Source organism: Blastococcus sp. CT_GayMR20 (assembly GCF_004570345.1).
The window spans coordinates 1-26,037 of record NZ_SPQM01000043.1 but is presented as its reverse complement, the minus strand read 5'-3'; the positions used below and the strand labels follow the sequence as shown (position 1 = coordinate 26,037).

At 73.9% G+C, this 26,037-nt stretch carries 27 protein-coding genes; 16 read left to right on the top strand and 11 right to left on the bottom strand.

What is annotated here, in order from left to right:
- The first annotated feature begins 28 nt into the window (after positions 1 to 28).
- The 3 genes from E4P40_RS12140 to E4P40_RS12130 all read left to right on the top strand — a co-directional run bounded on the left by E4P40_RS12140 (position 29) and on the right by E4P40_RS12130 (position 1,953).
- Complete coding sequence (locus tag E4P40_RS12140; RefSeq protein ID WP_135158854.1) at positions 29 to 1,048, top strand: aldo/keto reductase; 1,020 nt, start codon at positions 29 to 31, stop codon at positions 1,046 to 1,048.
- A gap of 76 nt (positions 1,049 to 1,124) precedes the next feature.
- Positions 1,125 to 1,490, top strand: a complete 366-nt coding sequence (locus tag E4P40_RS12135; protein ID WP_135158855.1) for a hypothetical protein — start codon at positions 1,125 to 1,127, stop codon at positions 1,488 to 1,490.
- Positions 1,483 to 1,953, top strand: coding sequence for a hypothetical protein (locus tag E4P40_RS12130; RefSeq protein ID WP_245160291.1), 471 nt, complete (start codon positions 1,483 to 1,485; stop codon positions 1,951 to 1,953). The genes E4P40_RS12135 and E4P40_RS12130 overlap by 8 nt, the downstream gene beginning before the upstream one ends.
- Here E4P40_RS12130 and E4P40_RS12125 read toward each other — a convergent pair.
- A complete protein-coding gene (locus E4P40_RS12125; RefSeq protein ID WP_135158856.1) occupies positions 1,917 to 2,642 on the bottom strand; it encodes a hypothetical protein in 726 nt (241 codons plus the stop codon). The genes E4P40_RS12130 and E4P40_RS12125 overlap by 37 nt on opposite strands.
- Positions 2,643 to 2,780: 138 nt before the next feature.
- On the opposite strand from E4P40_RS12125, the gene E4P40_RS12120 reads away from it, so the two are divergent.
- Complete coding sequence (locus E4P40_RS12120; protein ID WP_245160292.1) at positions 2,781 to 5,135, top strand: SpoIIE family protein phosphatase; 2,355 nt, start codon at positions 2,781 to 2,783, stop codon at positions 5,133 to 5,135.
- A gap of 4 nt (positions 5,136 to 5,139) precedes the next feature.
- Here the strand turns inward: E4P40_RS12120 and E4P40_RS12115 are convergent, their stop codons facing one another.
- Together E4P40_RS12115 and E4P40_RS12110 are read right to left on the bottom strand one after the other, a co-directional pair.
- Positions 5,140 to 5,637, bottom strand: coding sequence for a flavin reductase family protein (locus E4P40_RS12115; protein WP_135158857.1), 498 nt, complete (start codon positions 5,635 to 5,637; stop codon positions 5,140 to 5,142).
- Positions 5,637 to 6,572: a hydroxymethylglutaryl-CoA lyase gene (locus tag E4P40_RS12110; protein ID WP_135158858.1), complete on the bottom strand. Its 936-nt coding sequence runs from the start codon at positions 6,570 to 6,572 to the stop codon at positions 5,637 to 5,639. The genes E4P40_RS12115 and E4P40_RS12110 overlap by 1 nt, the downstream gene beginning before the upstream one ends.
- A 176-nt stretch (positions 6,573 to 6,748) precedes the next feature.
- On the opposite strand from E4P40_RS12110, the gene E4P40_RS12105 reads away from it, so the two are divergent.
- Complete coding sequence (locus E4P40_RS12105; protein ID WP_245160294.1) at positions 6,749 to 7,642, top strand: diguanylate cyclase; 894 nt, start codon at positions 6,749 to 6,751, stop codon at positions 7,640 to 7,642.
- Between the two features lie 5 nt (positions 7,643 to 7,647).
- On the opposite strand, the gene E4P40_RS12100 is transcribed toward E4P40_RS12105, so the two are convergent.
- Both E4P40_RS12100 and E4P40_RS12095 read right to left on the bottom strand, forming a co-directional pair.
- Entirely contained in the window at positions 7,648 to 8,247 is a 600-nt protein-coding gene (locus tag E4P40_RS12100; RefSeq protein WP_135158860.1) for a hypothetical protein, read from the bottom strand.
- 52 nt (positions 8,248 to 8,299) lie between these two features.
- Positions 8,300 to 8,746, bottom strand: coding sequence for an MMPL family transporter (locus E4P40_RS12095; protein ID WP_167762200.1), 447 nt, complete (start codon positions 8,744 to 8,746; stop codon positions 8,300 to 8,302).
- Between E4P40_RS12095 and E4P40_RS12090 the strand changes: the two genes are divergently transcribed.
- Both E4P40_RS12090 and E4P40_RS12085 read left to right on the top strand, forming a co-directional pair.
- Positions 8,724 to 9,302, top strand: coding sequence for an MMPL family transporter (locus E4P40_RS12090; RefSeq protein ID WP_245160293.1), 579 nt, complete (start codon positions 8,724 to 8,726; stop codon positions 9,300 to 9,302). The two genes, E4P40_RS12095 and E4P40_RS12090, sit on opposite strands and share 23 nt — an antisense overlap.
- 52 nt (positions 9,303 to 9,354) lie before the next feature.
- Positions 9,355 to 9,954 carry a hypothetical protein gene (locus E4P40_RS12085; RefSeq protein ID WP_135158860.1) on the top strand — a complete coding sequence of 200 codons (600 nt, stop codon included), beginning with the start codon at positions 9,355 to 9,357 and terminating at the stop codon, positions 9,952 to 9,954.
- A gap of 5 nt (positions 9,955 to 9,959) precedes the next feature.
- Here the strand turns inward: E4P40_RS12085 and E4P40_RS12080 are convergent, their stop codons facing one another.
- On the bottom strand, positions 9,960 to 10,853 hold the full coding sequence (locus E4P40_RS12080) for a diguanylate cyclase (protein ID WP_245160294.1): 894 nt from the start codon (positions 10,851 to 10,853) through the stop codon (positions 9,960 to 9,962).
- A 176-nt stretch (positions 10,854 to 11,029) separates the two neighbouring features.
- On the opposite strand from E4P40_RS12080, the gene E4P40_RS12075 reads away from it, so the two are divergent.
- Together E4P40_RS12075 and E4P40_RS12070 are read left to right on the top strand one after the other, a co-directional pair.
- Positions 11,030 to 11,965, top strand: coding sequence for a hydroxymethylglutaryl-CoA lyase (locus E4P40_RS12075; protein ID WP_135158858.1), 936 nt, complete (start codon positions 11,030 to 11,032; stop codon positions 11,963 to 11,965).
- Positions 11,965 to 12,462 (top strand): flavin reductase family protein, encoded by a 498-nt coding sequence (locus E4P40_RS12070; RefSeq protein ID WP_135158857.1) that lies wholly within the window; start codon positions 11,965 to 11,967, stop codon positions 12,460 to 12,462. Before E4P40_RS12075 ends, E4P40_RS12070 begins: the two co-directional genes overlap by 1 nt.
- Before the next feature lie 4 nt (positions 12,463 to 12,466).
- On the opposite strand, the gene E4P40_RS12065 is transcribed toward E4P40_RS12070, so the two are convergent.
- Positions 12,467 to 14,821, bottom strand: a complete 2,355-nt coding sequence (locus E4P40_RS12065) for a SpoIIE family protein phosphatase (RefSeq protein WP_245160292.1) — start codon at positions 14,819 to 14,821, stop codon at positions 12,467 to 12,469.
- A gap of 138 nt (positions 14,822 to 14,959) precedes the next feature.
- Here E4P40_RS12065 and E4P40_RS12060 point away from each other — a divergent pair, with 138 nt between their 5' ends.
- The gene (locus tag E4P40_RS12060; RefSeq protein WP_135158856.1) at positions 14,960 to 15,685 is read left to right on the top strand and encodes a hypothetical protein; all 726 of its coding nucleotides are present in this window, start codon (positions 14,960 to 14,962) and stop codon (positions 15,683 to 15,685) included.
- On the opposite strand, the gene E4P40_RS12055 is transcribed toward E4P40_RS12060, so the two are convergent.
- The 3 genes from E4P40_RS12055 to E4P40_RS12045 all read right to left on the bottom strand — a co-directional run bounded on the left by E4P40_RS12055 (position 15,649) and on the right by E4P40_RS12045 (position 17,573).
- A complete protein-coding gene (locus tag E4P40_RS12055; RefSeq protein WP_245160291.1) occupies positions 15,649 to 16,119 on the bottom strand; it encodes a hypothetical protein in 471 nt (156 codons plus the stop codon). The two genes, E4P40_RS12060 and E4P40_RS12055, sit on opposite strands and share 37 nt — an antisense overlap.
- Positions 16,112 to 16,477 carry a hypothetical protein gene (locus E4P40_RS12050; RefSeq protein ID WP_135158855.1) on the bottom strand — a complete coding sequence of 122 codons (366 nt, stop codon included), beginning with the start codon at positions 16,475 to 16,477 and terminating at the stop codon, positions 16,112 to 16,114. Before E4P40_RS12050 ends, E4P40_RS12055 begins: the two co-directional genes overlap by 8 nt.
- 76 nt (positions 16,478 to 16,553) lie before the next feature.
- A complete protein-coding gene (locus E4P40_RS12045) occupies positions 16,554 to 17,573 on the bottom strand; it encodes an aldo/keto reductase (RefSeq protein WP_135158854.1) in 1,020 nt (339 codons plus the stop codon).
- Positions 17,574 to 17,679: 106 nt separating this feature from the next.
- Between E4P40_RS12045 and E4P40_RS12040 the strand changes: the two genes are divergently transcribed.
- The 3 genes from E4P40_RS12040 to ngg all read left to right on the top strand — a co-directional run bounded on the left by E4P40_RS12040 (position 17,680) and on the right by ngg (position 22,862).
- Positions 17,680 to 19,149, top strand: a complete 1,470-nt coding sequence (locus E4P40_RS12040) for a S8 family serine peptidase (RefSeq protein ID WP_135158853.1) — start codon at positions 17,680 to 17,682, stop codon at positions 19,147 to 19,149.
- Between the two features lie 165 nt (positions 19,150 to 19,314).
- Positions 19,315 to 21,096 (top strand): N-acetylglutaminylglutamine amidotransferase, encoded by a 1,782-nt coding sequence (locus tag E4P40_RS12035; RefSeq protein ID WP_135158852.1) that lies wholly within the window; start codon positions 19,315 to 19,317, stop codon positions 21,094 to 21,096.
- Positions 21,097 to 21,098: 2 nt separating this feature from the next.
- Entirely contained in the window at positions 21,099 to 22,862 is a 1,764-nt protein-coding gene (ngg, locus tag E4P40_RS12030; RefSeq protein WP_245160290.1) for an N-acetylglutaminylglutamine synthetase, read from the top strand.
- 58 nt (positions 22,863 to 22,920) lie between these two features.
- On the opposite strand, the gene E4P40_RS12025 is transcribed toward ngg, so the two are convergent.
- Entirely contained in the window at positions 22,921 to 24,024 is a 1,104-nt protein-coding gene (locus tag E4P40_RS12025; protein ID WP_245160289.1) for a CaiB/BaiF CoA-transferase family protein, read from the bottom strand.
- Positions 24,025 to 24,069: 45 nt separating this feature from the next.
- Between E4P40_RS12025 and crcB the strand changes: the two genes are divergently transcribed.
- From crcB to E4P40_RS12010, 3 genes are all read left to right on the top strand, one after another.
- A complete protein-coding gene (gene crcB / locus E4P40_RS12020) occupies positions 24,070 to 24,480 on the top strand; it encodes a fluoride efflux transporter CrcB (RefSeq protein WP_245160288.1) in 411 nt (136 codons plus the stop codon).
- On the top strand, positions 24,477 to 24,827 hold the full coding sequence (locus E4P40_RS12015; RefSeq protein WP_135158851.1) for a CrcB family protein: 351 nt from the start codon (positions 24,477 to 24,479) through the stop codon (positions 24,825 to 24,827). The genes crcB and E4P40_RS12015 overlap by 4 nt, the downstream gene beginning before the upstream one ends.
- A gap of 13 nt (positions 24,828 to 24,840) precedes the next feature.
- On the top strand, positions 24,841 to 26,037 hold a 1,197-nt coding region (locus E4P40_RS12010; RefSeq protein WP_135158850.1), incomplete at its 3' end, for a trehalose-6-phosphate synthase.

The window sequence follows — 26,037 nt, the reverse complement described above, 5'->3', positions numbered from 1 at the left end:
CCCGGGTAGCGAAGGGCAGGAGAAATCCATGCGCACACGGACACTCGGCGACCTGACCGTCTCTGCCGAGGGGCTGGGCTGCATGGGGATGAGCGAGTTCTACGGAACGGGGGACCAGCAGGAAGCCGAGCGGACGATCCACCGCGCTCTCGACCTCGGCGTCACCTTCCTCGACACCGCCGACATGTACGGCCCGTTCACCAACGAGCGGCTGGTCGGCCGCGCGATCGCCGGCCGCCGCGACGAGGTCGTGCTGGCCACGAAGTTCGGCAACGAGCGCGGCGAAGATGGGTCCTACCGCGGCGTGAACGGCCGGCCGGACTACGTGCACGCCGCCTGCGACGCGTCCCTGCAGCGCCTGGGCGTGGACGTCATCGACCTCTACTACCAGCACCGGGTGGACACCACCGTGCCCGTCGAGGACACCTGGGGTGCCCTGCGCGAGCTGGTGGCGGCCGGCAAGGTGCGCGCCGTCGGCATCTCCGAGGCGGCGCCGGAGACCATCCGCCGCGCGCACGCGGTCCAGCCGGTGACGGCGGTGCAGACGGAGTACTCGCTGTGGACCCGTGACCCGGAGGACGACGGCGTCCTGGCCACCTGCGCCGAGCTCGGCATCGGCTTCGTCGCCTACTCACCGATCGGCCGCGGATTCCTCTCCGGGCAGATCCGCACGGTCGAGGACCTCGCGCCCGACGACTTCCGCCGCCGCAGTCCGCGGTTCCAGGGCGAGGCCTTCCAGCAGAACCTCGAGCTGGTCGACCGCGTCCGCGAGATCGCCGACGAGAAGGGGATCACCGCAAGCCAGCTCGCCCTGGCCTGGGTGATGGCGCAGGGCGACGGAGCCGGCCGGCCGGCCGGGGGCGGCGGGGTGGGCAGACCGACGATCGTGCCCATTCCGGGGACGAAGCGGGTCGCCTACCTGGAGGAGAACGCCGCGGCCGCGGACGTCGAGCTGACCCCCGAGGACCTGCGCCGGCTGGACGAGGCGGCGCCGGTCGGCGTGGCCGAGGGCGACCGCTACCCCGACATGTCCACCGTGCACCGTTAGCCCACGGCGGCCGGCTGCCGGGACTCCGGGAAGATGGAGCCGTGCAGCCTCCCGACGCGCCCGCCGACCCGCGCCCGTGAGGCCCCTCCTCGTCCAGGCGGCCACCGTGGTCGCCGTCCTGCTGGTGGTCCTCGGCGTCGCGTCGACGCTCGCGCGCCGGCGGATCGGTCTGGTCCACCTCGTCGTCGCCGCCGTGCTCGAGGCGGTTCTGCTCGTCCAGGCCGCCGTCGCGGCTGCCGCCCTGGTCGGCGGGGACCGGCCACCGGACACCGCCACCTTCGTCAGCTATGTGGTGGGGGTGGTGCTCGTGCCGGTGGCGGGCGTGCTCTGGGCCCGCACCGAGCGGACCCGCTGGGCGGGCACGGTGCTCGCGGTGGCCGGCGCCGTGGTCGGCGTCATGGTCTGGCGCCTGCTGCAGCTGTGGGAGGCGACCGGTGCGTGAGAACCGTGCCCTGGGCGAGCGCGCGACGGACACGGGAGCGGGCGCGCCGGGCGGCAGCGGCGCCGGCCGGGTGCTGGTCGCTGTCTACGGCACCTTCGCGCTGGCCGCCGGGGCGCGCGCGGCGGTCCAGCTGAGCACCCGTTTCTCCGACGCCCCGGTCGCCTACCTGCTGTCCGCGTTCGCCGCCGCCGTCTACGCCGTCGCGACCGTCGGCCTGGTCGGGGGCGGCCGGCGGGGCCGGCGGACGGCGCTGGCCGCGATCACCGTGGAACTGGTCGGCGTCCTGGTGGTGGGCACGCTCTCGCTGGCCGATCCGGCCGCGTTCCCCGACGAGACGGTGTGGTCGGCCTACGGCCGCGGCTACTACTTCGTCCCGCTCGTCCTGCCGGTGCTCGGGCTGCTCCTGCTGCGCCGCAGGCCGCCGGCTCAGAAGTCCCCGCCACCGAAGTCGCCGCCGCCGTAGTCGCCGCCACCGCCGTCCCAGCCGTTGTCGGCGCCGCCGGCGAAGTCCGCGTTCGGGTCGCCCCCGTAGTCGCCGCCCCCGCCGTCGGCTCCGGCGCCGTCCTGGTAGCCCTCGGCGTAGGCCTCCTCGTCACCGCCCCCGAACAGGCCGCCGTCGCCGAGGCCGGTGTCGAACAGCGCATCGGCGACCGCCGTGCCGATGACCAGGCCACCGATGGTGCCGAGCAGGCTGCCGCCGATCATGCTGCCCATGCCCGGCCCGCCGTAGCCACCGCCGTAGCCACCGCGGTAACCGCCGCCGTACCCGCCCGGGCCCCCGGCCCCGTAGCCCGGGCCGTAGCCGCCGAGTGCCCGCTCGAGCGTGCCCGGCTGGCGCATCTCCGCCCGGGTGGCCACGCGGGCCAGCGTCTCCGGGTCGTCGGTCCGCGGACGCTCACCCGCGGGCACAGCCGCGGCCAGCTGGGCCAGCACCTGCTGCCGCTGGTCGACCGTCAGCTGGGCGAACGCCTCGGTGTGCGCCTGCTCGATCTGCTCGGGCGGGGCGGTGCGCAGCAGGTACCGGTACCGCGCCACGGCCTGCTCGTCGGGCAGCGCCTCCCGGGGCGCCCGCGCAGGCTCCTGGTAGGGGGAGGCGTAGCCGTGGGCGTCGTCCCGACGGTTCCGGCCGAAGAGCCGATCGAGCAGTCCCATGGCGGTCCCTCCTCGCAGGTCCGGTCCGCCCCGGGTGACGAACAGGCCGCATCCTCCGTTCCCCGGACGACCCGGGGCCACACCCCTGCCGAGCCCGATCATGGTTCGACTCAGGCGGTGCACGGTTAAATAGCAGGCGTGCCGTCCGAGCGCGACCGTCGTCCGCCCTCCTCCGTACCGCAGCGTGCGCTGGAGTCCGTCGCCGACCTCGCGTCGGCGTCGACTGCGCCGCCGGCCCTGATCGACGCGGACGACGAGCTCGGCCAGCAGGCGGGCATCGTGACAGCCGCCAGCGCCGCGGTCTCCCGCGACGGGGGAGCCAGTGCGACGCTGCCGGCGGTCCTCGCCGACGTCCCCGTGGCCGTCCTGGTCATCGACCGCGCCGCCAGCACCGTCATCTACGCCAACACCGCCGCGGTCCAGCTGGCCGGGAACGTCCGCCTGCCCGTCGACGTCGACACCTGGGGTGCGGCGGCCGGGCTCACCGACCTCGGCGGCGGCCCGCTGGCGAGCAGCAGCGGTCCCCTGTCCGCGGTCGCCCAGGGCCGGCCCGTCACCGGGGAGGCCGTGCGGATGGCGCCCGGCACCAGCACCGAGCAGCAGCGCGCGACCGACGGCGGTTCGGACGAGCAGCTGCTCTGGGTGACCGGCTTCCCGCTGTCGCAGGCGGACAGCGAGCAGTCGCTGGCCCTCGTCGTCTTCCTCCAGCTCGACCCCGTCGAGCAGGCGGAGGACCCCGAGGCCTACCTGCAGGCCCTCCGCGAGCGGGCCGTCATCGCCACCGACATCACGTTCGCCATCACCGACCCCCGGCTGCCGGACAACCCGCTCATCTGGGTCAACCCGTCGTTCACGCGGATCACCGGCTACGGGGCCGAGGAGGCGGTGGGGCGGAACTGCCGCTTCCTGCAGGGTCCCGCGACCGATCCCGCGGCCGTCGCGGAGATCCGGGCCGCCCTCGCGGAGGAGCGCACGGTCACCGCCACCCTGCTGAACTACCGCAAGGACGGCACCGCGTTCTGGAACCAGCTGTCGATCAGCCCGGTCTTCGACGGTGCCGGGACGCTCGTGAGCTTCGTGGGCGTCCAGACCGACGTCACGGAGCGCGTCCGGGTGGAGCGCGAGCGGGAGGCGGCATTCACCGCGGAGAAGGCGGCCCGCCACGAGGCCGAGCTCGCCAGGGCGATCGCCGAGCAGGCCCGCACCGACGCGGAGCACGCGCGGGCCGGCGCCGAGGAGGCCCAGGCCCGGCTCGCCCTCATGGCCGAGGCCACGAGCACGCTGATCGCCACGCTGGACATGGCCGAGCTCCTCGACCGGCTGGCCGGCCTGTACGTCCCCCGCCTGGCCGACTGGGCGTTCGTCACGCTGCTCGACGACTACGGCGACGTCCGCGACTTCGCCTCCCGCCACCGGGACGGCCGCGAGGAGGAACTCGCCGAGTTCGCCGCACTGCACGTGCTGCACCTCGGCCCGGGTTCACCCAGCCGCCGGAGCATGGCCAGCTCCCGCCCGGTGGTGATGAACGACCTGTCCGCCGAGGACCGCGCTGCCGTGTTCACCTATCCCGGCGCGCTCGAGGCGTTCGAGCGGATCTCCGGCGCTCATGTCCTCACCGTGCCCATGGTCGCCCGGCGTCGCACGCTCGGTGCGATCGCCCTGATCCGGGACGGCGACCGGCAGGCGTTCGGCTCCGACGACGTCGGGCTCGCCTCCGACCTCGCCGCCAGGGCGGCCCTGGCGATCGACAACGTCCGCCTGTACCAGCGCGAGCACACCGTCGCCGACACCCTGCAGCGCTCGCTCCTGCCCGAGCTGCCCGAGGTGCCCGGGATCGAGTCCGCGGCCCATTACGTCAGCGCGTCGTCGGCCGCCGACGTCGGTGGCGACTTCTACGACCTGCTGGCGCTGCCCGACGGCTCGGTGGGTGTGGTCGTCGGTGACGTCGTCGGACACGACGTGGCGGCCGCTGCCGCCATGGGCCACCTGCGGGGCCTCCTGCGCGCCTGCCTCTGGGACGCCGAGGACGCCGATCCGGGCACCGTCCTCGCCCGGGTCGACCGCCTGGTGCAGGGGCTGCGGGTCGCCTCGCTCGCGACGATGGTCTACGCGCGCGCCGTCCGGCCCGTCCGCGACGGGGCGCCGTGGGAGCTGCACATCGCCAACGCGGGGCATCCACCGATGCTGCTGCGCACGCCCGACGGCAGTGTCCGCATCCTGAGCGAGATCACCGGGATGCTCGTCGGCGTGGACGCCTCCACGCACCGCGAGTCCGTCGTCCTGCCGGTGCCGGACGGCTCGACGCTGCTCGCCTACACCGACGGCCTCGTCGAGCGGCCTGGCCGGGATCTGGACCAGGGGATCCACGCGTTGTGCGAACGGGTGAGGAAGGCCCCGGTCGATGCCGGACCGGGCGAGCTGTGCGACGCGGCCGTGAGCGGGGCGCTCGACCACCGGGACGACGTGGCGCTGATCGCGGTCCGCTTCGGCTGACCGGCTACGCCTCGCTGCGGTGCAGCAGGCCGTAGGCGCCCCGGTGGTAGAGCAGCGGACGCCGGTCGGGATGGGCGCCGAGATCCAGGACGCGGGCGACGACGATCGTGTGGTCGCCGCCGTCGTACTCGGCCCACAGCTCGCCGTCGATCCAGGCCACGACGTCCTCGAGGATCGGCGCCCCGTGCGGGCTGGGCTGCCAGGGCACGCCGTCGAACTTGTCGTCGACGGAGCGGGCGAAGTTCTGCGACACGTCGTCCTGGCCCTCCGCCAGCACGTTCACGCAGAACCGGCGGATCTCGCGCAGCTGCGGCCAGGTGCGGGACGTGCGGGCCGGCGCGAACGCGACCAGCGGCGGGTCGAGCGACAGCGAGCTGAACGACTGGCAGGTGAAACCGATCGGTCCGTCGTCGGTGACCGCGGTGACCACGGTGACGCCGGAGGCGAAGTGGCCGAGCACCTCCCGCATGACGCCGGGGTCGACGATGCGCGGCGTCCCCATCAGCGGGCCTCCTGCGACCGGGGGACCGACCGGCCCCCGGCGCGGTAGAGCGAGCTGGGCAGCTCGTGGCCCACGGCGTGCTCGGTGACCCGCGCGGCCGCAAGGAGGGCGTCGAGGTCCATCCCGGTGCGGACGCCGGACTCCTCCAGCATGTAGACCAGCTCCTCGGTGGCGATGTTGCCGCTGGCGCCCGGTGCGAACGGGCAGCCGCCGAGGCCACCGATCGAGGAGTCGAGCTGGGTCACGCCGGCCTGCACGGCGGCCAGCGCGTTGGCCTGCCCGGTGCCGCGGGTGTCGTGGAAGTGCACGCCGAGGGGAGCACCCGGGCAGGCCCGGTGGACGGCGTCGAGGAGCTGCACGACCCGCAGCGGCGTCGTCGTCCCGATGGTGTCCCCGAGGCAGAGCTGATCGGCGCCGGCGGTGACGGCCGCACGGGCGACGTCGACGGTGCGGGGGATGGGCGTGCGGCCGTCGAAGGGGCAGTCCCACGCGGTGGCGATGATGACCTCGAGCGAGCCGCCGGCGCCGTGGGCGAGCTCGGCGATCGCGCCGACGGCGGCCACGGCCTCGGCGGTGGGGCGGCCGGCATTGGCGCGGCTGTGCCCGTCGGAGGCGGACACGACGTACTCGAGGTTGGCGACCCCGGCGTCGACGGCCCGCACGGCGCCCCGCGCGTTCGCGACGAGCGCCGACCAGTGCACATCCCCCCAGCGGGACAGCTCGGCGGCCACCTGCTCGGCGTCGGCGAGGGCGGGCACGGCCTTGGGGGAGACGAAGGACGTCGCCTCGATACGGCGCACCCCGGTCGCCACCAGCGCCTCGAGCATCTCCAGCTTGGCCGACAGGGGGACCGGCGCCTCCAGCTGGAGGCCGTCGCGCATGCCGACCTCCCGGACGTCGACCTCCGCCGGCAGCACCAGGTCGAACTCGTACACGCCAGTACCTCCTCGGTCCCGGGATCCGCCCGGTTCTGTCGGACCCCTCCCGCATCCTCCCCCTGATCCCGGTCCCCCATCGGGGCGACCCGGGCGGGGTCCCGTGACGTGTCCAGCGCGTTTGGGGGTACTGGTCCCGCAAGATGAGGGCGGACAGGAGGTGGGGAGTGATCGAGATGGTCGACCCGTTGCCCCCCGCCGACCGGCGCAGCGCGTTCGCCAACGCGCCGATGGGGGTCGCCCTCACCACGCCCGACGGCTTCCTCGTGGACGCCAACCCGGCGCTGTGCTCGATGCTCGCGAGCACCGTCGAGGAGCTGTACGGGCGCTCCGTCCTCGAGCACATCCCCCGCGAGCTGAGGTCCGCCGCCAACGACGCGCACGCCTCGCTCGTCGCGACGCCGACCCGGCCGATGCGGCACGAGACCCGCCTGCTGCAGCCCGACGGCACCGAGCTCCCGGTCCAGGTGACCGCCTCGTGGGTCGCGGCGACGCCGGACGGGCAGGCCGCGCACCTGGTGATGATCGTGGAGGACATCACCGAGCGGAAGGCGCTCGAGGCGCAGCTGGTCCACCGCTCGCTGCACGACCCGCTGACCGGGCTGCCGAACCGGCTGCTGTTCCATGACCGGCTCTGGCACGCCCTGGAGCGCGGCCGCCGGGAGAACACCCCGACCTGCGTGCTCATCGCCGACCTCGACGGCTTCAAGGCGATCAACGACGAGCTCGGTCACCCGACCGGCGACCTCGTGCTCGTGACGTTCGCCGAGCGGCTCCGCTCGGTGCTGCGCGCCAGCGACACCGCGGCACGGCTGGGCGGCGACGAGTTCAGCATCGTCTGCGAGAACACCGAGCCCGCCGACGCCGTGATCCTGGCCGACCGGTTGCGCACGGCCGTCACCGAGCCGCTGTCGCTGAGCGGGAACCCGATCCGGGTGGGCCTGAGCATCGGCATCGGCGCGGTGTCCGGCGGCGAGGACCCGGGGAACGTCTACGAGCGCGTGGTCCGCGAGGCCGACGACGCGATGTACCGCGACAAGGAGCGCCGCCGCCGGCTGCACCCTGCCTGACCAGGTCAGCCGTCCGCGGCCCAGCCCCGCACCCTCGGCAGGCGGGCGAAGACGGCGGTGAGGACGGGGAGGACGAGCGCGAAGGCGACGAACAACCCGAGGCCCAGCATGTCCACGCCGTCCAGGGTCGCGGCTCCGGTGAGCAGAGCGAGAAGGAGCACGCTGACGGTCGCCACGGCCGCGGCGAAGAGCACCGTGGGCGAGTCCTGGCGCGAGAGCACGACGGAGCCGCCGATGAGTCCGGCGGCGCACAGCAGGCCCAGCATGAGCACGCTGGTGGCGGGGTCCGCGTCTCCCGAGGCCGCCGCGTAGAGGAAGAAGAGCGACCCGAGCGCGGTGAGACCGCCGGTGACGAAGCCGAGCACGATCGCCGCGGTGGCGACACCCGGCCGGCCCGGTCCGTACGGCCAGGTGGTGACAACCGCCGGCAGGTTCCACGGGGCCACCGCCCCGTAGCCGGGCAGCGGTCCGTGAGCGGGGGGCGGGCCGTAGCCCGGGGGAGGGCCGTATACGGGCGGTGGGCCGTATCCAGGCGGTGGGCCGTAGGCCTGCGGCGGCACGTACGCGCCGGGCGGATAGGCGTCCCAGTCCTGCTCCGCGTTCATGCCGCCAGTCTGCCGTGGCGGGCCCCGGGTTCCGGCCTCGGCACGTACCGGTTCACCCCACCGGGGAGGCGGCGACCGGCTCGCGGGCCGGGGCGGTGGGCGCCGAGCCCAGCCGCGCACCCTCGACGTCCAGGTCCGGCAGCGCGCGGTCCAACCAGCGCGGGAGCCACCAGGCCGACCGGCCGAGCAGCGCCAGGACGGCGGGCACGAGCGTCATGCGCACGAGGAAGGCGTCGACCAGGATGCCGACGGCCAGGCCGAGCGCGATGGCCTTGACGATGACGTCCTCGATCGTCACGAAGCTGGCGAAGACCGAGAACATGATCAGCGCGGCGGCGACGACCACGCGTGCCGCGTGCCGGGCGCCGGTCACGACGGCCTCGCGGGGTGCCGCCCCGTGCACGTACTCCTCGCGCATGCGGGAGACGAGGAAGACCTCGTAGTCCATGGCGAGCCCGAAGAGGACCGCCATCAGGATGACGGGCAGGAAGCTGATCAAGGCCGCCGTCGGGTTCCTGCTGTCGGTCGGCGCCTCGTTCGGCGCCGTGGTCGCCGTCTTCCAGCGGGGCTGGTTCGGCGACCTCCTCGGGGTGTCCGCGACGGGGCCGGTGATCAGCTTCCTGCCCGTCATCCTGATGGCGGTCCTCTTCGGGCTCGCCATGGACTACGAGGTCTTCCTCGTCTCCCGCATGCGCGAGGAGTACGTGCACGGGGCGGCACCCCGCGAGGCCGTCGTGACCGGCGCCCGGCACGCGGCACGCGTGGTCGTCGCCGCCGCGCTGATCATGTTCTCGGTCTTCGCCAGCTTCGTGACGATCGAGGACGTCATCGTCAAGGCCATCGCGCTCGGCCTGGCCGTCGGCATCCTGGTCGACGCCTTCCTCGTGCGCATGACGCTCGTGCCCGCCGTCCTGGCGCTGCTCGGCCGGTCGGCCTGGTGGCTCCCGCGCTGGTTGGACCGCGCGCTGCCGGACCTGGACGTCGAGGGTGCGCGGCTGGGCTCGGCGCCCACCGCCCCGGCCCGCGAGCCGGTCGCCGCCTCCCCGGTGGGGTGAACCGGTACGTGCCGAGGCCGGAACCCGGGGCCCGCCACGGCAGACTGGCGGCATGAACGCGGAGCAGGACTGGGACGCCTATCCGCCCGGCGCGTACGTGCCGCCGCAGGCCTACGGCCCACCGCCTGGATACGGCCCACCGCCCGTATACGGCCCTCCCCCGGGCTACGGCCCGCCCCCCGCTCACGGACCGCTGCCCGGCTACGGGGCGGTGGCCCCGTGGAACCTGCCGGCGGTTGTCACCACCTGGCCGTACGGACCGGGCCGGCCGGGTGTCGCCACCGCGGCGATCGTGCTCGGCTTCGTCACCGGCGGTCTCACCGCGCTCGGGTCGCTCTTCTTCCTCTACGCGGCGGCCTCGGGAGACGCGGACCCCGCCACCAGCGTGCTCATGCTGGGCCTGCTGTGCGCCGCCGGACTCATCGGCGGCTCCGTCGTGCTCTCGCGCCAGGACTCGCCCACGGTGCTCTTCGCCGCGGCCGTGGCGACCGTCAGCGTGCTCCTTCTCGCTCTGCTCACCGGAGCCGCGACCCTGGACGGCGTGGACATGCTGGGCCTCGGGTTGTTCGTCGCCTTCGCGCTCGTCCTCCCCGTCCTCACCGCCGTCTTCGCCCGCCTGCCGAGGGTGCGGGGCTGGGCCGCGGACGGCTGACCTGGTCAGGCAGGGTGCAGCCGGCGGCGGCGCTCCTTGTCGCGGTACATCGCGTCGTCGGCCTCGCGGACCACGCGCTCGTAGACGTTCCCCGGGTCCTCGCCGCCGGACACCGCGCCGATGCCGATGCTCAGGCCCACCCGGATCGGGTTCCCGCTCAGCGACAGCGGCTCGGTGACGGCCGTGCGCAACCGGTCGGCCAGGATCACGGCGTCGGCGGGCTCGGTGTTCTCGCAGACGATGCTGAACTCGTCGCCGCCCAGCCGTGCCGCGGTGTCGCTGGCGCGCAGCACCGAGCGGAGCCGCTCGGCGAACGTCACGAGCACGAGGTCGCCGGTCGGGTGACCGAGCTCGTCGTTGATCGCCTTGAAGCCGTCGAGGTCGGCGATGAGCACGCAGGTCGGGGTGTTCTCCCGGCGGCCGCGCTCCAGGGCGTGCCAGAGCCGGTCATGGAACAGCAGCCGGTTCGGCAGCCCGGTCAGCGGGTCGTGCAGCGAGCGGTGGACCAGCTGCGCCTCGAGCGCCTTCCGCTCGGTGATGTCCTCCACGATCATCACCAGGTGCGCGGCCTGCCCGTCCGGCGTCGCCGCGACCCACGAGGCGGTCACCTGGACCGGGAGCTCGGTGCCGTCGGGCTGCAGCAGGCGGGTCTCGTGCCGCATCGGCCGGGTCGGCGTCGCGACGAGCGAGGCGTGCGCGTCGTTGGCGGCGGACCTCAGCTCGCGGGGGATGTGCTCGAGGACGGAGCGCCCGTACAGCTCCTCGACGGTGCTCGCGAGCATCGAGCACAGCGCCGGGTTGGCGTCCACGAGGAAGCCGTCGGGCGTGGTGAGGGCGACCCCCATCGGCGCGTTGGCGAACGCGCTGCGCCGGTCGGCGGGGGGCAACGGGTCGACCATCTCGATCACTCCCCACCTCCTGTCCGCCCTCATCTTGCGGGACCAGTACCCCCAAACGCGCTGGACACGTCACGGGACCCCGCCCGGGTCGCCCCGATGGGGGACCGGGATCAGGGGGAGGATGCGGGAGGGGTCCGACAGAACCGGGCGGATCCCGGGACCGAGGAGGTACTGGCGTGTACGAGTTCGACCTGGTGCTGCCGGCGGAGGTCGACGTCCGGGAGGTCGGCATGCGCGACGGCCTCCAGCTGGAGGCGCCGGTCCCCCTGTCGGCCAAGCTGGAGATGCTCGAGGCGCTGGTGGCGACCGGGGTGCGCCGTATCGAGGCGACGTCCTTCGTCTCCCCCAAGGCCGTGCCCGCCCTCGCCGACGCCGAGCAGGTGGCCGCCGAGCTGTCCCGCTGGGGGGATGTGCACTGGTCGGCGCTCGTCGCGAACGCGCGGGGCGCCGTGCGGGCCGTCGACGCCGGGGTCGCCAACCTCGAGTACGTCGTGTCCGCCTCCGACGGGCACAGCCGCGCCAATGCCGGCCGCCCCACCGCCGAGGCCGTGGCCGCCGTCGGCGCGATCGCCGAGCTCGCCCACGGCGCCGGCGGCTCGCTCGAGGTCATCATCGCCACCGCGTGGGACTGCCCCTTCGACGGCCGCACGCCCATCCCCCGCACCGTCGACGTCGCCCGTGCGGCCGTCACCGCCGGCGCCGATCAGCTCTGCCTCGGGGACACCATCGGGACGACGACGCCGCTGCGGGTCGTGCAGCTCCTCGACGCCGTCCACCGGGCCTGCCCGGGTGCTCCCCTCGGCGTGCACTTCCACGACACCCGCGGCACCGGGCAGGCCAACGCGCTGGCCGCCGTGCAGGCCGGCGTGACCCAGCTCGACTCCTCGATCGGTGGCCTCGGCGGCTGCCCGTTCGCACCGGGCGCCAGCGGCAACATCGCCACCGAGGAGCTGGTCTACATGCTGGAGGAGTCCGGCGTCCGCACCGGGATGGACCTCGACGCCCTCCTTGCGGCCGCGCGGGTCACCGAGCACGCCGTGGGCCACGAGCTGCCCAGCTCGCTCTACCGCGCCGGGGGCCGGTCGGTCCCCCGGTCGCAGGAGGCCCGCTGATGGGGACGCCGCGCATCGTCGACCCCGGCGTCATGCGGGAGGTGCTCGGCCACTTCGCCTCCGGCGTCACCGTGGTCACCGCGGTCACCGACGACGGACCGATCGGTTTCACCTGCCAGTCGTTCAGCTCGCTGTCGCTCGACCCGCCGCTGGTCGCGTTCGCGCCGGCCCGCACGTCCCGCACCTGGCCGCAGCTGCGCGAGATCCGCCGGTTCTGCGTGAACGTGCTGGCGGAGGGCCAGGACGACGTGTCGCAGAACTTCGCCCGCTCCGTCGACGACAAGTTCGACGGCGTGCCCTGGCAGCCCAGCCCGCACGGGGCGCCGATCCTCGAGGACGTCGTGGCCTGGATCGACGGCGAGCTGTGGGCCGAGTACGACGGCGGCGACCACACGATCGTCGTCGCCCGCGTCCTGGATCTCGGCGCCCATCCCGACCGGCGTCCGCTGCTCTACCACCGGGGCGCCTACGGCCTGCTGCACCGCAGCGAGGCGTAGCCGGTCAGCCGAAGCGGACCGCGATCAGCGCCACGTCGTCCCGGTGGTCGAGCGCCCCGCTCACGGCCGCGTCGCACAGCTCGCCCGGTCCGGCATCGACCGGGGCCTTCCTCACCCGTTCGCACAACGCGTGGATCCCCTGGTCCAGATCCCGGCCAGGCCGCTCGACGAGGCCGTCGGTGTAGGCGAGCAGCGTCGAGCCGTCCGGCACCGGCAGGACGACGGACTCGCGGTGCGTGGAGGCGTCCACGCCGACGAGCATCCCGGTGATCTCGCTCAGGATGCGGACACTGCCGTCGGGCGTGCGCAGCAGCATCGGTGGATGCCCCGCGTTGGCGATGTGCAGCTCCCACGGCGCCCCGTCGCGGACGGGCCGGACGGCGCGCGCGTAGACCATCGTCGCGAGCGAGGCGACCCGCAGCCCCTGCACCAGGCGGTCGACCCGGGCGAGGACGGTGCCCGGATCGGCGTCCTCGGCGTCCCAGAGGCAGGCGCGCAGGAGGCCCCGCAGGTGGCCCATGGCGGCAGCGGCCGCCACGTCGTGTCCGACGACGTCACCGACGACCACACCCACCGAGCCGTCGGGCAGCGCCAGCAGGTCGTAGAAGTCGCCACCGACGTCGGCGGCCGACGACGCGCTGACGTAATGGGCCGCGGACTCGATCCCGGGCACCTCGGGCAGCTCGGGCAGGAGCGAGCGCTGCAGGGTGTCGGCGACGGTGTGCTCGCGCTGGTACAGGCGGACGTTGTCGATCGCCAGGGCCGCCCTGGCGGCGAGGTCGGAGGCGAGCCCGACGTCGTCGGAGCCGAACGCCTGCCGGTCGCCGTCCCGGATCAGGGCGATCGCACCGAGCGTGCGACGCCGGGCGACCATGGGCACGGTGAGGACATGAGCGCCGGAGATCCGCTCGAACGCCTCGAGCGCGCCGGGATAGGTGAACACGGCAGCGCGGTCCTCGGCGGACAGGTCGTTCATCACCACCGGGCGGGAGCTGGCCATGCTCCGGCGGCTGGGTGAACCCGGGCCGAGGTGCAGCACGTGCAGTGCGGCGAACTCGGCGAGTTCCTCCTCGCGGCCGTCCCGGTGGCGGGAGGCGAAGTCGCGGACGTCGCCGTAGTCGTCGAGCAGCGTGACGAACGCCCAGTCGGCCAGGCGGGGGACGTACAGGCCGGCCAGCCGGTCGAGGAGCTCGGCCATGTCCAGCGTGGCGATCAGCGTGCTCGTGGCCTCGGCCATGAGGGCGAGCCGGGCCTGGGCCTCCTCGGCGCCGGCCCGCGCGTGCTCCGCGTCGGTGCGGGCCTGCTCGGCGATCGCCCTGGCGAGCTCGGCCTCGTGGCGGGCCGCCTTCTCCGCGGTGAATGCCGCCTCCCGCTCGCGCTCCACCCGGACGCGCTCCGTGACGTCGGTCTGGACGCCCACGAAGCTCACGAGCGTCCCGGCACCGTCGAAGACCGGGCTGATCGACAGCTGGTTCCAGAACGCGGTGCCGTCCTTGCGGTAGTTCAGCAGGGTGGCGGTGACCGTGCGCTCCTCCGCGAGGGCGGCCCGGATCTCCGCGACGGCCGCGGGATCGGTCGCGGGACCCTGCAGGAAGCGGCAGTTCCGCCCCACCGCCTCCTCGGCCCCGTAGCCGGTGATCCGCGTGAACGACGGGTTGACCCAGATGAGCGGGTTGTCCGGCAGCCGGGGGTCGGTGATGGCGAACGTGATGTCGGTGGCGATGACGGCCCGCTCGCGGAGGGCCTGCAGGTAGGCCTCGGGGTCCTCCGCCTGCTCGACGGGGTCGAGCTGGAGGAAGACGACGAGGGCCAGCGACTGCTCGCTGTCCGCCTGCGACAGCGGGAAGCCGGTCACCCAGAGCAGCTGCTCGTCCGAACCGCCGTCGGTCGCGCGCTGCTGCTCGGTGCTGGTGCCGGGCGCCATCCGCACGGCCTCCCCGGTGACGGGCCGGCCCTGGGCGACCGCGGACAGGGGACCGCTGCTGCTCGCCAGCGGGCCGCCGCCGAGGTCGGTGAGCCCGGCCGCCGCACCCCAGGTGTCGACGTCGACGGGCAGGCGGACGTTCCCGGCCAGCTGGACCGCGGCGGTGTTGGCGTAGATGACGGTGCTGGCGGCGCGGTCGATGACCAGGACGGCCACGGGGACGTCGGCGAGGACCGCCGGCAGCGTCGCACTGGCTCCCCCGTCGCGGGAGACCGCGGCGCTGGCGGCTGTCACGATGCCCGCCTGCTGGCCGAGCTCGTCGTCCGCGTCGATCAGGGCCGGCGGCGCAGTCGACGCCGACGCGAGGTCGGCGACGGACTCCAGCGCACGCTGCGGTACGGAGGAGGGCGGACGACGGTCGCGCTCGGACGGCACGCCTGCTATTTAACCGTGCACCGCCTGAGTCGAACCATGATCGGGCTCGGCAGGGGTGTGGCCCCGGGTCGTCCGGGGAACGGAGGATGCGGCCTGTTCGTCACCCGGGGCGGACCGGACCTGCGAGGAGGGACCGCCATGGGACTGCTCGATCGGCTCTTCGGCCGGAACCGTCGGGACGACGCCCACGGCTACGCCTCCCCCTACCAGGAGCCTGCGCGGGCGCCCCGGGAGGCGCTGCCCGACGAGCAGGCCGTGGCGCGGTACCGGTACCTGCTGCGCACCGCCCCGCCCGAGCAGATCGAGCAGGCGCACACCGAGGCGTTCGCCCAGCTGACGGTCGACCAGCGGCAGCAGGTGCTGGCCCAGCTGGCCGCGGCTGTGCCCGCGGGTGAGCGTCCGCGGACCGACGACCCGGAGACGCTGGCCCGCGTGGCCACCCGGGCGGAGATGCGCCAGCCGGGCACGCTCGAGCGGGCACTCGGCGGCTACGGCCCGGGCTACGGGGCCGGGGGCCCGGGCGGGTACGGCGGCGGTTACCGCGGTGGCTACGGCGGTGGCTACGGCGGGCCGGGCATGGGCAGCATGATCGGCGGCAGCCTGCTCGGCACCATCGGTGGCCTGGTCATCGGCACGGCGGTCGCCGATGCGCTGTTCGACACCGGCCTCGGCGACGGCGGCCTGTTCGGGGGCGGTGACGAGGAGGCCTACGCCGAGGGCTACCAGGACGGCGCCGGAGCCGACGGCGGGGGCGGCGACTACGGGGGCGACCCGAACGCGGACTTCGCCGGCGGCGCCGACAACGGCTGGGACGGCGGTGGCGGCGACTACGGCGGCGGCGACTTCGGTGGCGGGGACTTCTGAGCCGGCGGCCTGCGGCGCAGCAGGAGCAGCCCGAGCACCGGCAGGACGAGCGGGACGAAGTAGTAGCCGCGGCCGTAGGCCGACCACACCGTCTCGTCGGGGAACGCGGCCGGATCGGCCAGCGAGAGCGTGCCCACCACCAGGACGCCGACCAGTTCCACGGTGATCGCGGCCAGCGCCGTCCGCCGGCCCCGCCGGCCGCCCCCGACCAGGCCGACGGTCGCGACGGCGTAGACGGCGGCGGCGAACGCGGACAGCAGGTAGGCGACCGGGGCGTCGGAGAAACGGGTGCTCAGCTGGACCGCCGCGCGCGCCCCGGCGGCCAGCGCGAAGGTGCCGTAGACAGCGACCAGCACCCGGCCGGCGCCGCTGCCGCCCGGCGCGCCCGCTCCCGTGTCCGTCGCGCGCTCGCCCAGGGCACGGTTCTCACGCACCGGTCGCCTCCCACAGCTGCAGCAGGCGCCAGACCATGACGCCGACCACGGCGCCGGCCACCGCGAGCACCGTGCCCGCCCAGCGGGTCCGCTCGGTGCGGGCCCAGAGCACGCCCGCCACCGGCACGAGCACCACCCCCACCACATAGCTGACGAAGGTGGCGGTGTCCGGTGGCCGGTCCCCGCCGACCAGGGCGGCAGCCGCGACGGCGGCCTGGACGAGCAGAACCGCCTCGAGCACGGCGGCGACGACGAGGTGGACCAGACCGATCCGCCGGCGCGCGAGCGTCGACGCGACGCCGAGGACCACCAGCAGGACGGCGACCACGGTGGCCGCCTGGACGAGGAGGGGCCTCACGGGCGCGGGTCGGCGGGCGCGTCGGGAGGCTGCACGGCTCCATCTTCCCGGAGTCCCGGCAGCCGGCCGCCGTGGGCTAACGGTGCACGGTGGACATGTCGGGGTAGCGGTCGCCCTCGGCCACGCCGACCGGCGCCGCCTCGTCCAGCCGGCGCAGGTCCTCGGGGGTCAGCTCGACGTCCGCGGCCGCGGCGTTCTCCTCCAGGTAGGCGACCCGCTTCGTCCCCGGAATGGGCACGATCGTCGGTCTGCCCACCCCGCCGCCCCCGGCCGGCCGGCCGGCTCCGTCGCCCTGCGCCATCACCCAGGCCAGGGCGAGCTGGCTTGCGGTGATCCCCTTCTCGTCGGCGATCTCGCGGACGCGGTCGACCAGCTCGAGGTTCTGCTGGAAGGCCTCGCCCTGGAACCGCGGACTGCGGCGGCGGAAGTCGTCGGGCGCGAGGTCCTCGACCGTGCGGATCTGCCCGGAGAGGAATCCGCGGCCGATCGGTGAGTAGGCGACGAAGCCGATGCCGAGCTCGGCGCAGGTGGCCAGGACGCCGTCGTCCTCCGGGTCACGGGTCCACAGCGAGTACTCCGTCTGCACCGCCGTCACCGGCTGGACCGCGTGCGCGCGGCGGATGGTCTCCGGCGCCGCCTCGGAGATGCCGACGGCGCGCACCTTGCCGGCCGCCACCAGCTCGCGCAGGGCACCCCAGGTGTCCTCGACGGGCACGGTGGTGTCCACCCGGTGCTGGTAGTAGAGGTCGATGACGTCCACGCCCAGGCGCTGCAGGGACGCGTCGCAGGCGGCGTGCACGTAGTCCGGCCGGCCGTTCACGCCGCGGTAGGACCCATCTTCGCCGCGCTCGTTGCCGAACTTCGTGGCCAGCACGACCTCGTCGCGGCGGCCGGCGATCGCGCGGCCGACCAGCCGCTCGTTGGTGAACGGGCCGTACATGTCGGCGGTGTCGAGGAAGGTGACGCCGAGGTCGAGAGCGCGGTGGATCGTCCGCTCGGCTTCCTGCTGGTCCCCCGTTCCGTAGAACTCGCTCATCCCCATGCAGCCCAGCCCCTCGGCAGAGACGGTCAGGTCGCCGAGTGTCCGTGTGCGCATGGATTTCTCCTGCCCTTCGCTACCCGGGGGTAACCACCGCGTGGGTCGCTCGTTGGGACAGCGCACACACCGCTTGCACCACAGTCAGTGACCCGCGAGGAGTGCCATGAACCGGTCGATCCGCCGAGCGCTGGGGGCGGGGAGCCTGACGGTCGTCGCGACGGCACTCGCCGTCGCGCCCGCATCCGCCGCCCCTTCCGCAGCCCCCGTCCAGGACTTCCTCGCCCAGCAGCTGTCCACGCTGTCCGGCGCCACGACCCTGATGGTTCACGGGACGGACATCGCGGCCGCACGCGCGGCGGTCGGCGCGACCGGCATGCGCACCGTCACCGAGTTCGAGCGGATCGGCGTCGTGGTGGCGTCCGGCACCGCCGACCAGATCGAGGCCGCCCGCACCCAGCCGGGCGTCGTCTACCTCGAGGGCAACACCCCGATCTCCTTCTCCCAGGAGACGTCCAACACCGCCACCCGCGGGGCCGTGGCCGAGCAGACCTTCACGGGCGCGAACGGCCGGGCACTGGACGGCAGCGGCGTCTCGGTCGCCGTCATCGACTCCGGCATCGACCCCACGCACCCCTACTTCCGGAACCCCGACGGCTCCAGCGCCGTCGTCGCGAACCTGAAGAGCGTCTGCCTCGTCGAGTCGAACACCGAACCCGACTGCGTCATCCCTGTCCCGGGCGTCGTCGACACCGACACCATCTCCGGCGGGGGGCACGGGACGCACGTCAGCGGCATCGTCGCCGGCCGGCCGACGGAGCTGGCGGACGGCGGATCGCTCCAGGGCGCCGCCGCCGGCGCGAGCCTGGTGTCCATCTCGACCGGCGCCGTCCTGCTCATCGTCGGCGCCGACTCGGCGCTGAACTGGGTGCTGGAGAACCACGAGGCGCCCTGCGGCGCAGGTGTCCCCGCCGACGTCTGCCCGCCGATCAAGGTCACGAACAACTCCTACGGCCCGTCCGGCGGCGGCGAGTTCGACCCGAACTCGGCCACGGTCAAGCTGCAGCGGGCACTCGTCGCGGAGGGCGTCGTCACGGTCTGGGCAGCGGGCAACGACGGCGGCGACGGCACGGCGTCGGTCACCAACCCGTCGGGCCAGGACCCGACCGGCGGCATCCTCTCGGTCGCCTCGTACTACGACCAGGACACCGGCACCCGGGACGGCGTGGTCAGCGAGTACTCCTCCCGCGGCGACGCGACCGAGCCGTCCACCTGGCCCGACCTCTCGGCACCGGGCGAGAACATCACGTCGTCCTGCCGCCTCTACCTGCCGATCTGCTCGACGGGCCTGGACCCGCGCAACGGGCCGGGCGCGCTGGACATCGGCACGTTCAACACCATCAGCGGCACCTCGATGGCGGCTCCGCACATCGCGGGCATCGTCGCTCAGCTCTTCCAGGCCGACCCCTCGGCCACGCCGGCGGAGATCGAGGCGGCGCTGAAGGGCACCACGCACCGCTACACGGACGGCGCCCCCTACGAGACCGTCGGCGGCTACGCGACGTCCTTCGACAAGGGCACCGGCCTCGTCGACGTCGTCGCGGCGGTCGGCCGGCTCACCGGAGCCGCCGCGTAGAACCACTGGATGGGATGGGTGGAAGGACGAGGGCGGCTCCCGGGTGGGGGAGCCGCCCTCGCTCGTGTTCCACGTGGAACGGCTGTGTAAGGACGGCGTGAACTGGCTCACGACGCGCCGTGCCCGCGTCGCGGGGCCCCGCGGCCGCTGGTTGGATCGGCACGTATGTGTGGGCTGTGCGGCGAGATCACGTTCGACGGAACCCTGGCCGACACGACCGCGGTCGCCCGGATGGTCGAGTCCCTCGTGCCCCGGGGACCGGATGGTCAGGGGGTCGCGAGCTTCGGCCGGGTGGCGTTCGGCCACCGCCGGCTGTCGGTCATCGACCTGTCCACCTGCGGCTCCCAGCCGATGGTGGACAACGAGCTCGGCCTGACCGCCGTCTTCAACGGCTGCATCTACGACTACCAGGAGCTGCGGGCCGAGCTGGAGGGCCACGGCTACCGCTTCTTCTCCCACAGCGACACCGAGGTCATCCTCAAGGGGTACGCCCACTGGGGCACCGACGTCGTCGACCACCTGCACGGCATGTTCGCGTTCGCGATCCACGAGCGGGACTCCGGTCGCGTCGTCCTCGCCCGTGACCGCCTGGGCATCAAGCCGCTGTACCTGGCCGAGACACCGGGCCGGCTCCGGTTCGCCTCGACGCTCCCTGCCCTGCTGCGCGCGGGCGACGTCGACACTTCCGTCGACCCGGTCGCCCTCCACCACTACCTCACCTGGCACGCCGTCGTCCCCGCGCCGCGGACGCTGCTGAACGGCGTCCGCAAGCTGCCGCCGGCGACCGTCCGGGTCGTCGAGCCCGACGGCACGAGTCGGGAGCACCGCTTCTGGGAGCCGCGCTACGAGCGCCGTCCCGAGCACGCGGGCTGGTCGGCGCGGGACTGGGAGGACGCCGTCGAGGAGGCGCTCCGGGTCGCCGTCCGCCGCCGGCTGGTCGCCGACATCCCGGTGGGCGTGCTGCTCTCCGGCGGCCTGGACTCCAGCCTGATCGTCGGGTTGCTCGCCCAGGAGGGGCAGACCGGGCTGGCGACCTACTCGATCGGCTTCGAGTCCGTCGCCGGGCAGGAGGGCGACGAGTTCGCCTACTCCGACGTCATCGCGCAGCACTTCGGCACCGACCACCACCGGATCCGGGTCGGCTCCGACGAGCTCGCGGGGGCCCTCGGGCACGCCATCGGGGCGATGGCCGAGCCGATGGTCAGCCACGACGTCGTGGCCTTCGACCTGCTCAGCGAGCGGGTCTCGCAGACGATCCGGGTCGTGCAGTCCGGGCAGGGCGCGGACGAGGTCTTCGCCGGCTACCACTGGTACCCGCCGCTGGCGGGGCTGGACCGCGAGGCCGGCATCGCCGAGTACTCCCGACGGTTCTTCGATCGCGACCACGCCGCGATGCGGGCGATCGTCTCCGACCGGTACGCCCTCGCCGAGGACCCGAGCCTGGCGTTCGTCCGGGCGCACATGACCCGGGACGGCGCGGAGACCTCCGTGGACGCCGCCCTGCGCCTGGACAGCGAGATCATGCTGGTCGACGACCCGGTCAAGCGCGTGGACAACATGTCCATGGCCTGGGGCCTGGAGGCCCGCGTCCCGTTCCTCGACCACGACCTGGTCGAGCTGGCCGCCCTGTGCCCCCCGGAGCTGAAGCTCGCCGACGGCGGCAAGGGCGTCCTCAAGGCGATCGGGCGCCGGATCATCCCGTCGGAGGTCATCGACCGGCCCAAGGGCTACTTCCCGGTGCCGGCCATCACCCACCTCGAGGGCAAGGTGCTCGACCTGGTCCGGGACGCGCTGGCGAGCGAGCCGGCGCGCGACCGCGCCCTGTTCCGCCCCGAGTACGTCCGGGAGCTCCTCGCCGACCCCAACGGGGAGCTCACCCCGCTCAAGGGCAACAAGCTCTGGCAGCTGGGGCTGCTCGAGCTCTGGCTGCAGACCAACGGGGTCTGAGCGTGACCGGGACCCCCCGGGTCGCCGGGCACCGGCGGAGGACGCCGGTGCCCTCGGCGCCGGCCATCACCAGCCGCTCCTGGAAGCAGCCGTCCCAGCACCAGCTGCGGGGCATGCAGACCGACGTCGTCCTCGACCTCGGCTGGGGGCGGCTGGTCTTCGGCCAGACGTTCGGCGACCTGCGCGGCATCGTCGACGCGCTGCGTGCCGAGGAGGCCGGCGAGCGCGACATCTGCATCTACCCCCGCGACCCGCACGTGCTGGTCGGGCTGGCGCCGGACGAGCTGTTCATCGACCCGAGCTACACCTACCGCCTCGACCTGTACCGGTACCGCCCGCGCTCGGAGCTCATCCGCGGCGTCTTCGTGCGCACGGTGACCTCCGAGGTCGAGATGGAGCTCATCAACGACATCTACGCCCTCAACGGGATGGTCACCGGCGACACCGACGTCATGTGGCGCAACCACCGCACCCGGACGTTCACCTACCTGGTGGCCGAGGACCGGCGCACGGGGAAGATCGTCGGCACGGTCACCGGGGTCGATCACGACCTGGCCTTCGGGGACCCCGAGGCCGGCACGAGCCTGTGGTGCCTGGCCGTGCACGCCCAGGACGCCCCGCCGGGCACGGGTGAGGCGCTGGTCCGGGTGCTGGCCGAGCGTTACGTCGGCCGGGGCCGTGCCTACCTGGACCTCTCGGTCATGCACGACAACGCGGCGGCGATCGCGCTCTACCGGAAGCTGGGGTTCAACCGGGTCGCCGCGGTCTGCGTCAAGCGCAAGAACCCGATCAACACCTCGCTGTACGCCGCCCGGCCCCCCGGTCTGGACGACCTCAACGTCTATTCGCGAATCATCGCCGACGAGGCGCTGCGCCGCGGGATCCGGGTCGAGGTGACCGATCCGCTGTCCGGCGAGATGCGGCTGTCGATCGGCGGACGGACGGTGCTGACGTTGGAGTCGCTGTCGGAGTTCACGACGGCGGTGGCCCTGAGCCGCTGCGACGACAAGCGGGTCACCCGCCGGATCATGGAGCGGGCCGGCGTCCGGGTGGCGAAGGGGACCGTCGCCTGCGAGGGCGACCTGGTCGCGGCCCGCGCTCTGCTCGCCGAGGTCGGCGAGGCCGTGGTGAAGCCGGCTCGGGGCGAGCAGGGGCGGGGGATCACCGTCGGGGTGACCGACGAGGCGGGGCTGGAGCGCGCGGTGGCCGCGGCGCTGCAGTTCTGCCCCGACGTCCTCGTCGAGGAACTGGTGCCCGGGGAGGACCTCCGCGTCATCGTGATCGACCGGCAGGTCGTCGCGGCCGCCGTCCGCCGGCCGGCGGAGATCCTCGCCGACGGCCGGCACACGGTCACCGAGCTGATCCGCTCGACCAGCATCCGCCGCGAGCGGGCCACCGAGGGGGAGTCGCGGATCCCCCTCGACGACATCACCGCCGAGGTGGTCGCCGAGGCCGGCTGGGGGATGGACGACGTCCCGCCGAACGGCACCCGGATCCGCGTCCGGCGGACGGCGAACCTGCACACCGGCGGAACCATCGAGGACGTCACCAGTCGCCTGCACCCGGACATCGCCGACGCCTCGGTCCGGGCCGCCACGGCGCTCGGCATCCCGGTGACGGGTCTGGACTTCCTGGTCCCCGACCTCGACGGCCCCGACTACGTCTTCATCGAGGCCAACGAGCGGCCGGGGCTGGCCAACCACGAGCCGCAGCCGGTCGTCGAGCGGTTCGTCGACCTGCTGTTCCCCGAGACCCGCCGCCGGTAGTAGCCAGAACCGCCATTTCGGCACGTCCTCGGGCGTGCCGAAATGGCGGTTTCGGCACCTAGAGGTGGAGTTCGGCGCGGATCTCGAGGTCGTGCTGACCCACCCACGGCACGGAGCCCACCGCGCCGGGGGTCGCGGAGAACCGGGGCGCGGCGTTCGGCTGCAGGGTGCCGTCGACCTCGACGAACACGCCGCGCGCCGTGTTGTGCCCGTCGGACGTCGCCTCGAGCAGGGACCAGACGGGCGCCACGCAGGCATCGGTGCCTTCGAAGACGGCCCACCACTCCGCACGGGTCCGGCCGGCGAAGACCTCGGTGAATCGCTCTCGCAGGGCAGCCCACTGCCGCGGGTCGGTGCGGTCGGGCAGCGACTCGTCCCCGGCCAGACCCAGACCGTCGAGCAGGGCCGCGTAGAACTGTTCCTCCAGCGCCCCCACCGCGACGAACTGCCCGTCGGCGCACCGGTAGACGTCGTAGAAGGGCGCACCGGTGTCGAGCAGGTTCCGGCCGCGCCGGTCGATCCAGGAGCCGCTCGCGAGCATCCCGTGGATCATCGTCGTCAGGACGGCGGTGCCGTCGACGATGGCGGCGTCCACGACCTGGCCCTCACCGGTCGCCCGAGCGTGCACGAGCGCCGCCAGGGCCCCCAGCGCCAGGAACACTCCCCCGCCGCCGAAGTCGCCCAGCAGGTTCATCGGGGGAGCGGGCCGCTCGTCGGGCCGACCGGTCGCGCCCAGCGCACCGGAGAGCCCGATGTACCCGATGTCGTGGCCCGCGCTGCTGGCCAGCGGCCCCGTCTGGCCCCAGCCGGTCATCCGGCCGTAGACCAGCGCCGGGTTGAGCGCGAGCAGCTCGTCCGGTCCGAGGCCGAGGCGCTCCATGACCCCGGGCCGGAAACCCTCGAGCAGGACGTCGGTCCGCTGGACCAGCGCCCGGACCACCTGCAGGTCGTCGTCGTCCTTGAGGTCGAGGGCGATCGACCGCTTGCCGCGGTCGAGAAGCGAGGTGGCCCCCAGGGCGCCGATCAGCCCGCCGCGGGCGCCGCGGCGGTCGATCCGCACGACGTCCGCGCCCAGGTCGGCCATCAGCATGCCGCAGAACGGACCCGGTCCCAGGCCGGCGAACTCGACGACCCGTACGCCCTGCAGCGGTCCCAAGGCCACTCCTCCCGTGCTGCGGGCCGCCCTCGTGCGACCCTCCCGGAGGGCATGCTGCCCGACGCGATCGAGGGGGAGGGCGGCGGACCGATGGCCTACGTCCTGGCCGCCCTCGGAGGTGCGCTCGGTGCGCTCGCCCGGTGGGCGGCGACCGAGGCCGTCGCCCCGTCCGGCGGCTGGCCCTGGGCGACCCTGCTGGTCAACCTCACCGGGTGCTTCCTGCTGGGCGTTCTCCTCGGGGCGGTCGGCCGTCGCTCGCCCGAGCCCTCCTGGGTGAAGCCGTTCCTGGGCGTCGGCGTCCTCGGGGGCTACACGACCTACTCCGCGTTCGCCGTCGAGGTGGTCGAGCTCGTGGACGACGGCGCGCTCCCCCTCGCCGCCGGGTACGTGCTGGCGTCCGTCCTCGGTGGGGTGCTCGCGGTGGCGGCCGGAGCGGTGTGCGCGGGACGGACGGCCCGGTGACCGCCCTGCTCGTCGTGGCCGGTGCCCTCGTCGGAGCGCCGCTGCGGCTGCTCGCGACCCGGATCGCCGGCCGCGGCGGGCGCGATCCGGCTCCCGGGACGCTCGCGGTGAACGTCGTCGGCAGCGGGGTGCTCGGCGTCGTCCTCGGCTGGTCCGCCGTCCCCGGGGAGGTGGTGGCGCTGGTGGGCACCGGCTTCATCGGCACCCTCACCACCTTCTCCACGTTCGGCGCGGACGTCGTCCGGCTGACCGAGCAGCGCGCACTCGCGCGGGCGCTGGCCTACCTCGCGGCCACCCTCGTCCTCGGGCTGGGAGCCGCGGCGGCCGGGTACGCGCTGTCCCGTTAGGCTCGGCAGCGGTATGGGGGACAACTCGGAAGACCGCATCGGCGCGGACAGTCCTGTGATCGTGGTCGCCAACCGGCTTCCGGTCGACCAGGTCGTCGGGCCGGACGGCGACACGCACTGGCAGCGCAGCCCGGGCGGCCTGGTGACGGCGCTGGAGCCCTTCGTGGCCGGTCGCGGCGGTGCCTGGGTGGGCTGGTCCGGGTCCGCCGGTGACGCGCCCGAGCCGTTCGAGTCCGGTGGCATGTCGCTGATCCCGGTGCCGCTCACCGAGGAGGAGGTCGACCGCTACTACGAGGGCATGTCGAACGCCTCTCTGTGGCCGCTGTACCACGACGTCGTCGAGAAGCCCGAGTACCACCGGACCTGGTGGGACACCTACGTCCAGGTCAACAAGCGCTTCGCCGAGCGGGCCGCGGCCGTCGCCGGCGAGGGCGCGATCGTGTGGGTGCACGACTACCAGTTGCAGCTCGTCCCCGCACTCCTGCGCCAACAGCGACCCGATCTCACCATCGGGTTCTTCCTGCACATCCCCTTCCCGCCCTACGAGCTGTTCACCCAGCTCCCGTGGCGGTCGGCGATCGTCGAGGGCCTGCTCGGGGCCGACCTGGTCGGCTTCCAGCGGCCCGCCGCGGGGTCGAACTTCGTCCAGCTCGCCCGCCGGCTGCACGACCTGCCCGCCCGCAAGCACCTGATCGAGTACGACGGACGGACGGTCGCCGCGCGCGCCTTCCCCATCTCGATCGACGTCGCCGCCTTCGACGAGCTGGCCAGCTCCCCCGAGGTGCTCGCGCGCGCGGAGGAGATCCGCAAGGAGCTCGGCAACCCGTCGAAGATCATCCTGGGCGTCGACCGGCTGGACTACACCAAGGGCATCGGCGTGCGCCTGGCCGCGTTCGAGGAACTGCTCGAGGACGGCGCGGTGGAGGCCCCGGACACCGTCCTCGTCCAGGTGGCCACGCCCAGCCGCGAGCGCGTGGAGCACTACGTGCACATGCGGGAGACCATCGAGCAGCAGGTCGGCCACATCAACGGCGTCTTCGGGTCCATCGCCGGGCCGGCCGTGCACTACTTCAACCAGTCCATGCCGCGCGAGGAGCTGGCCGCCCTCTACCGGGCGGCCGACGTCATGCTCGTGACGCCGTACCGCGACGGCATGAACCTCGTCGCGAAGGAGTACGTCGCCGCACGGGGCGACCTCGGCGGCACGCTG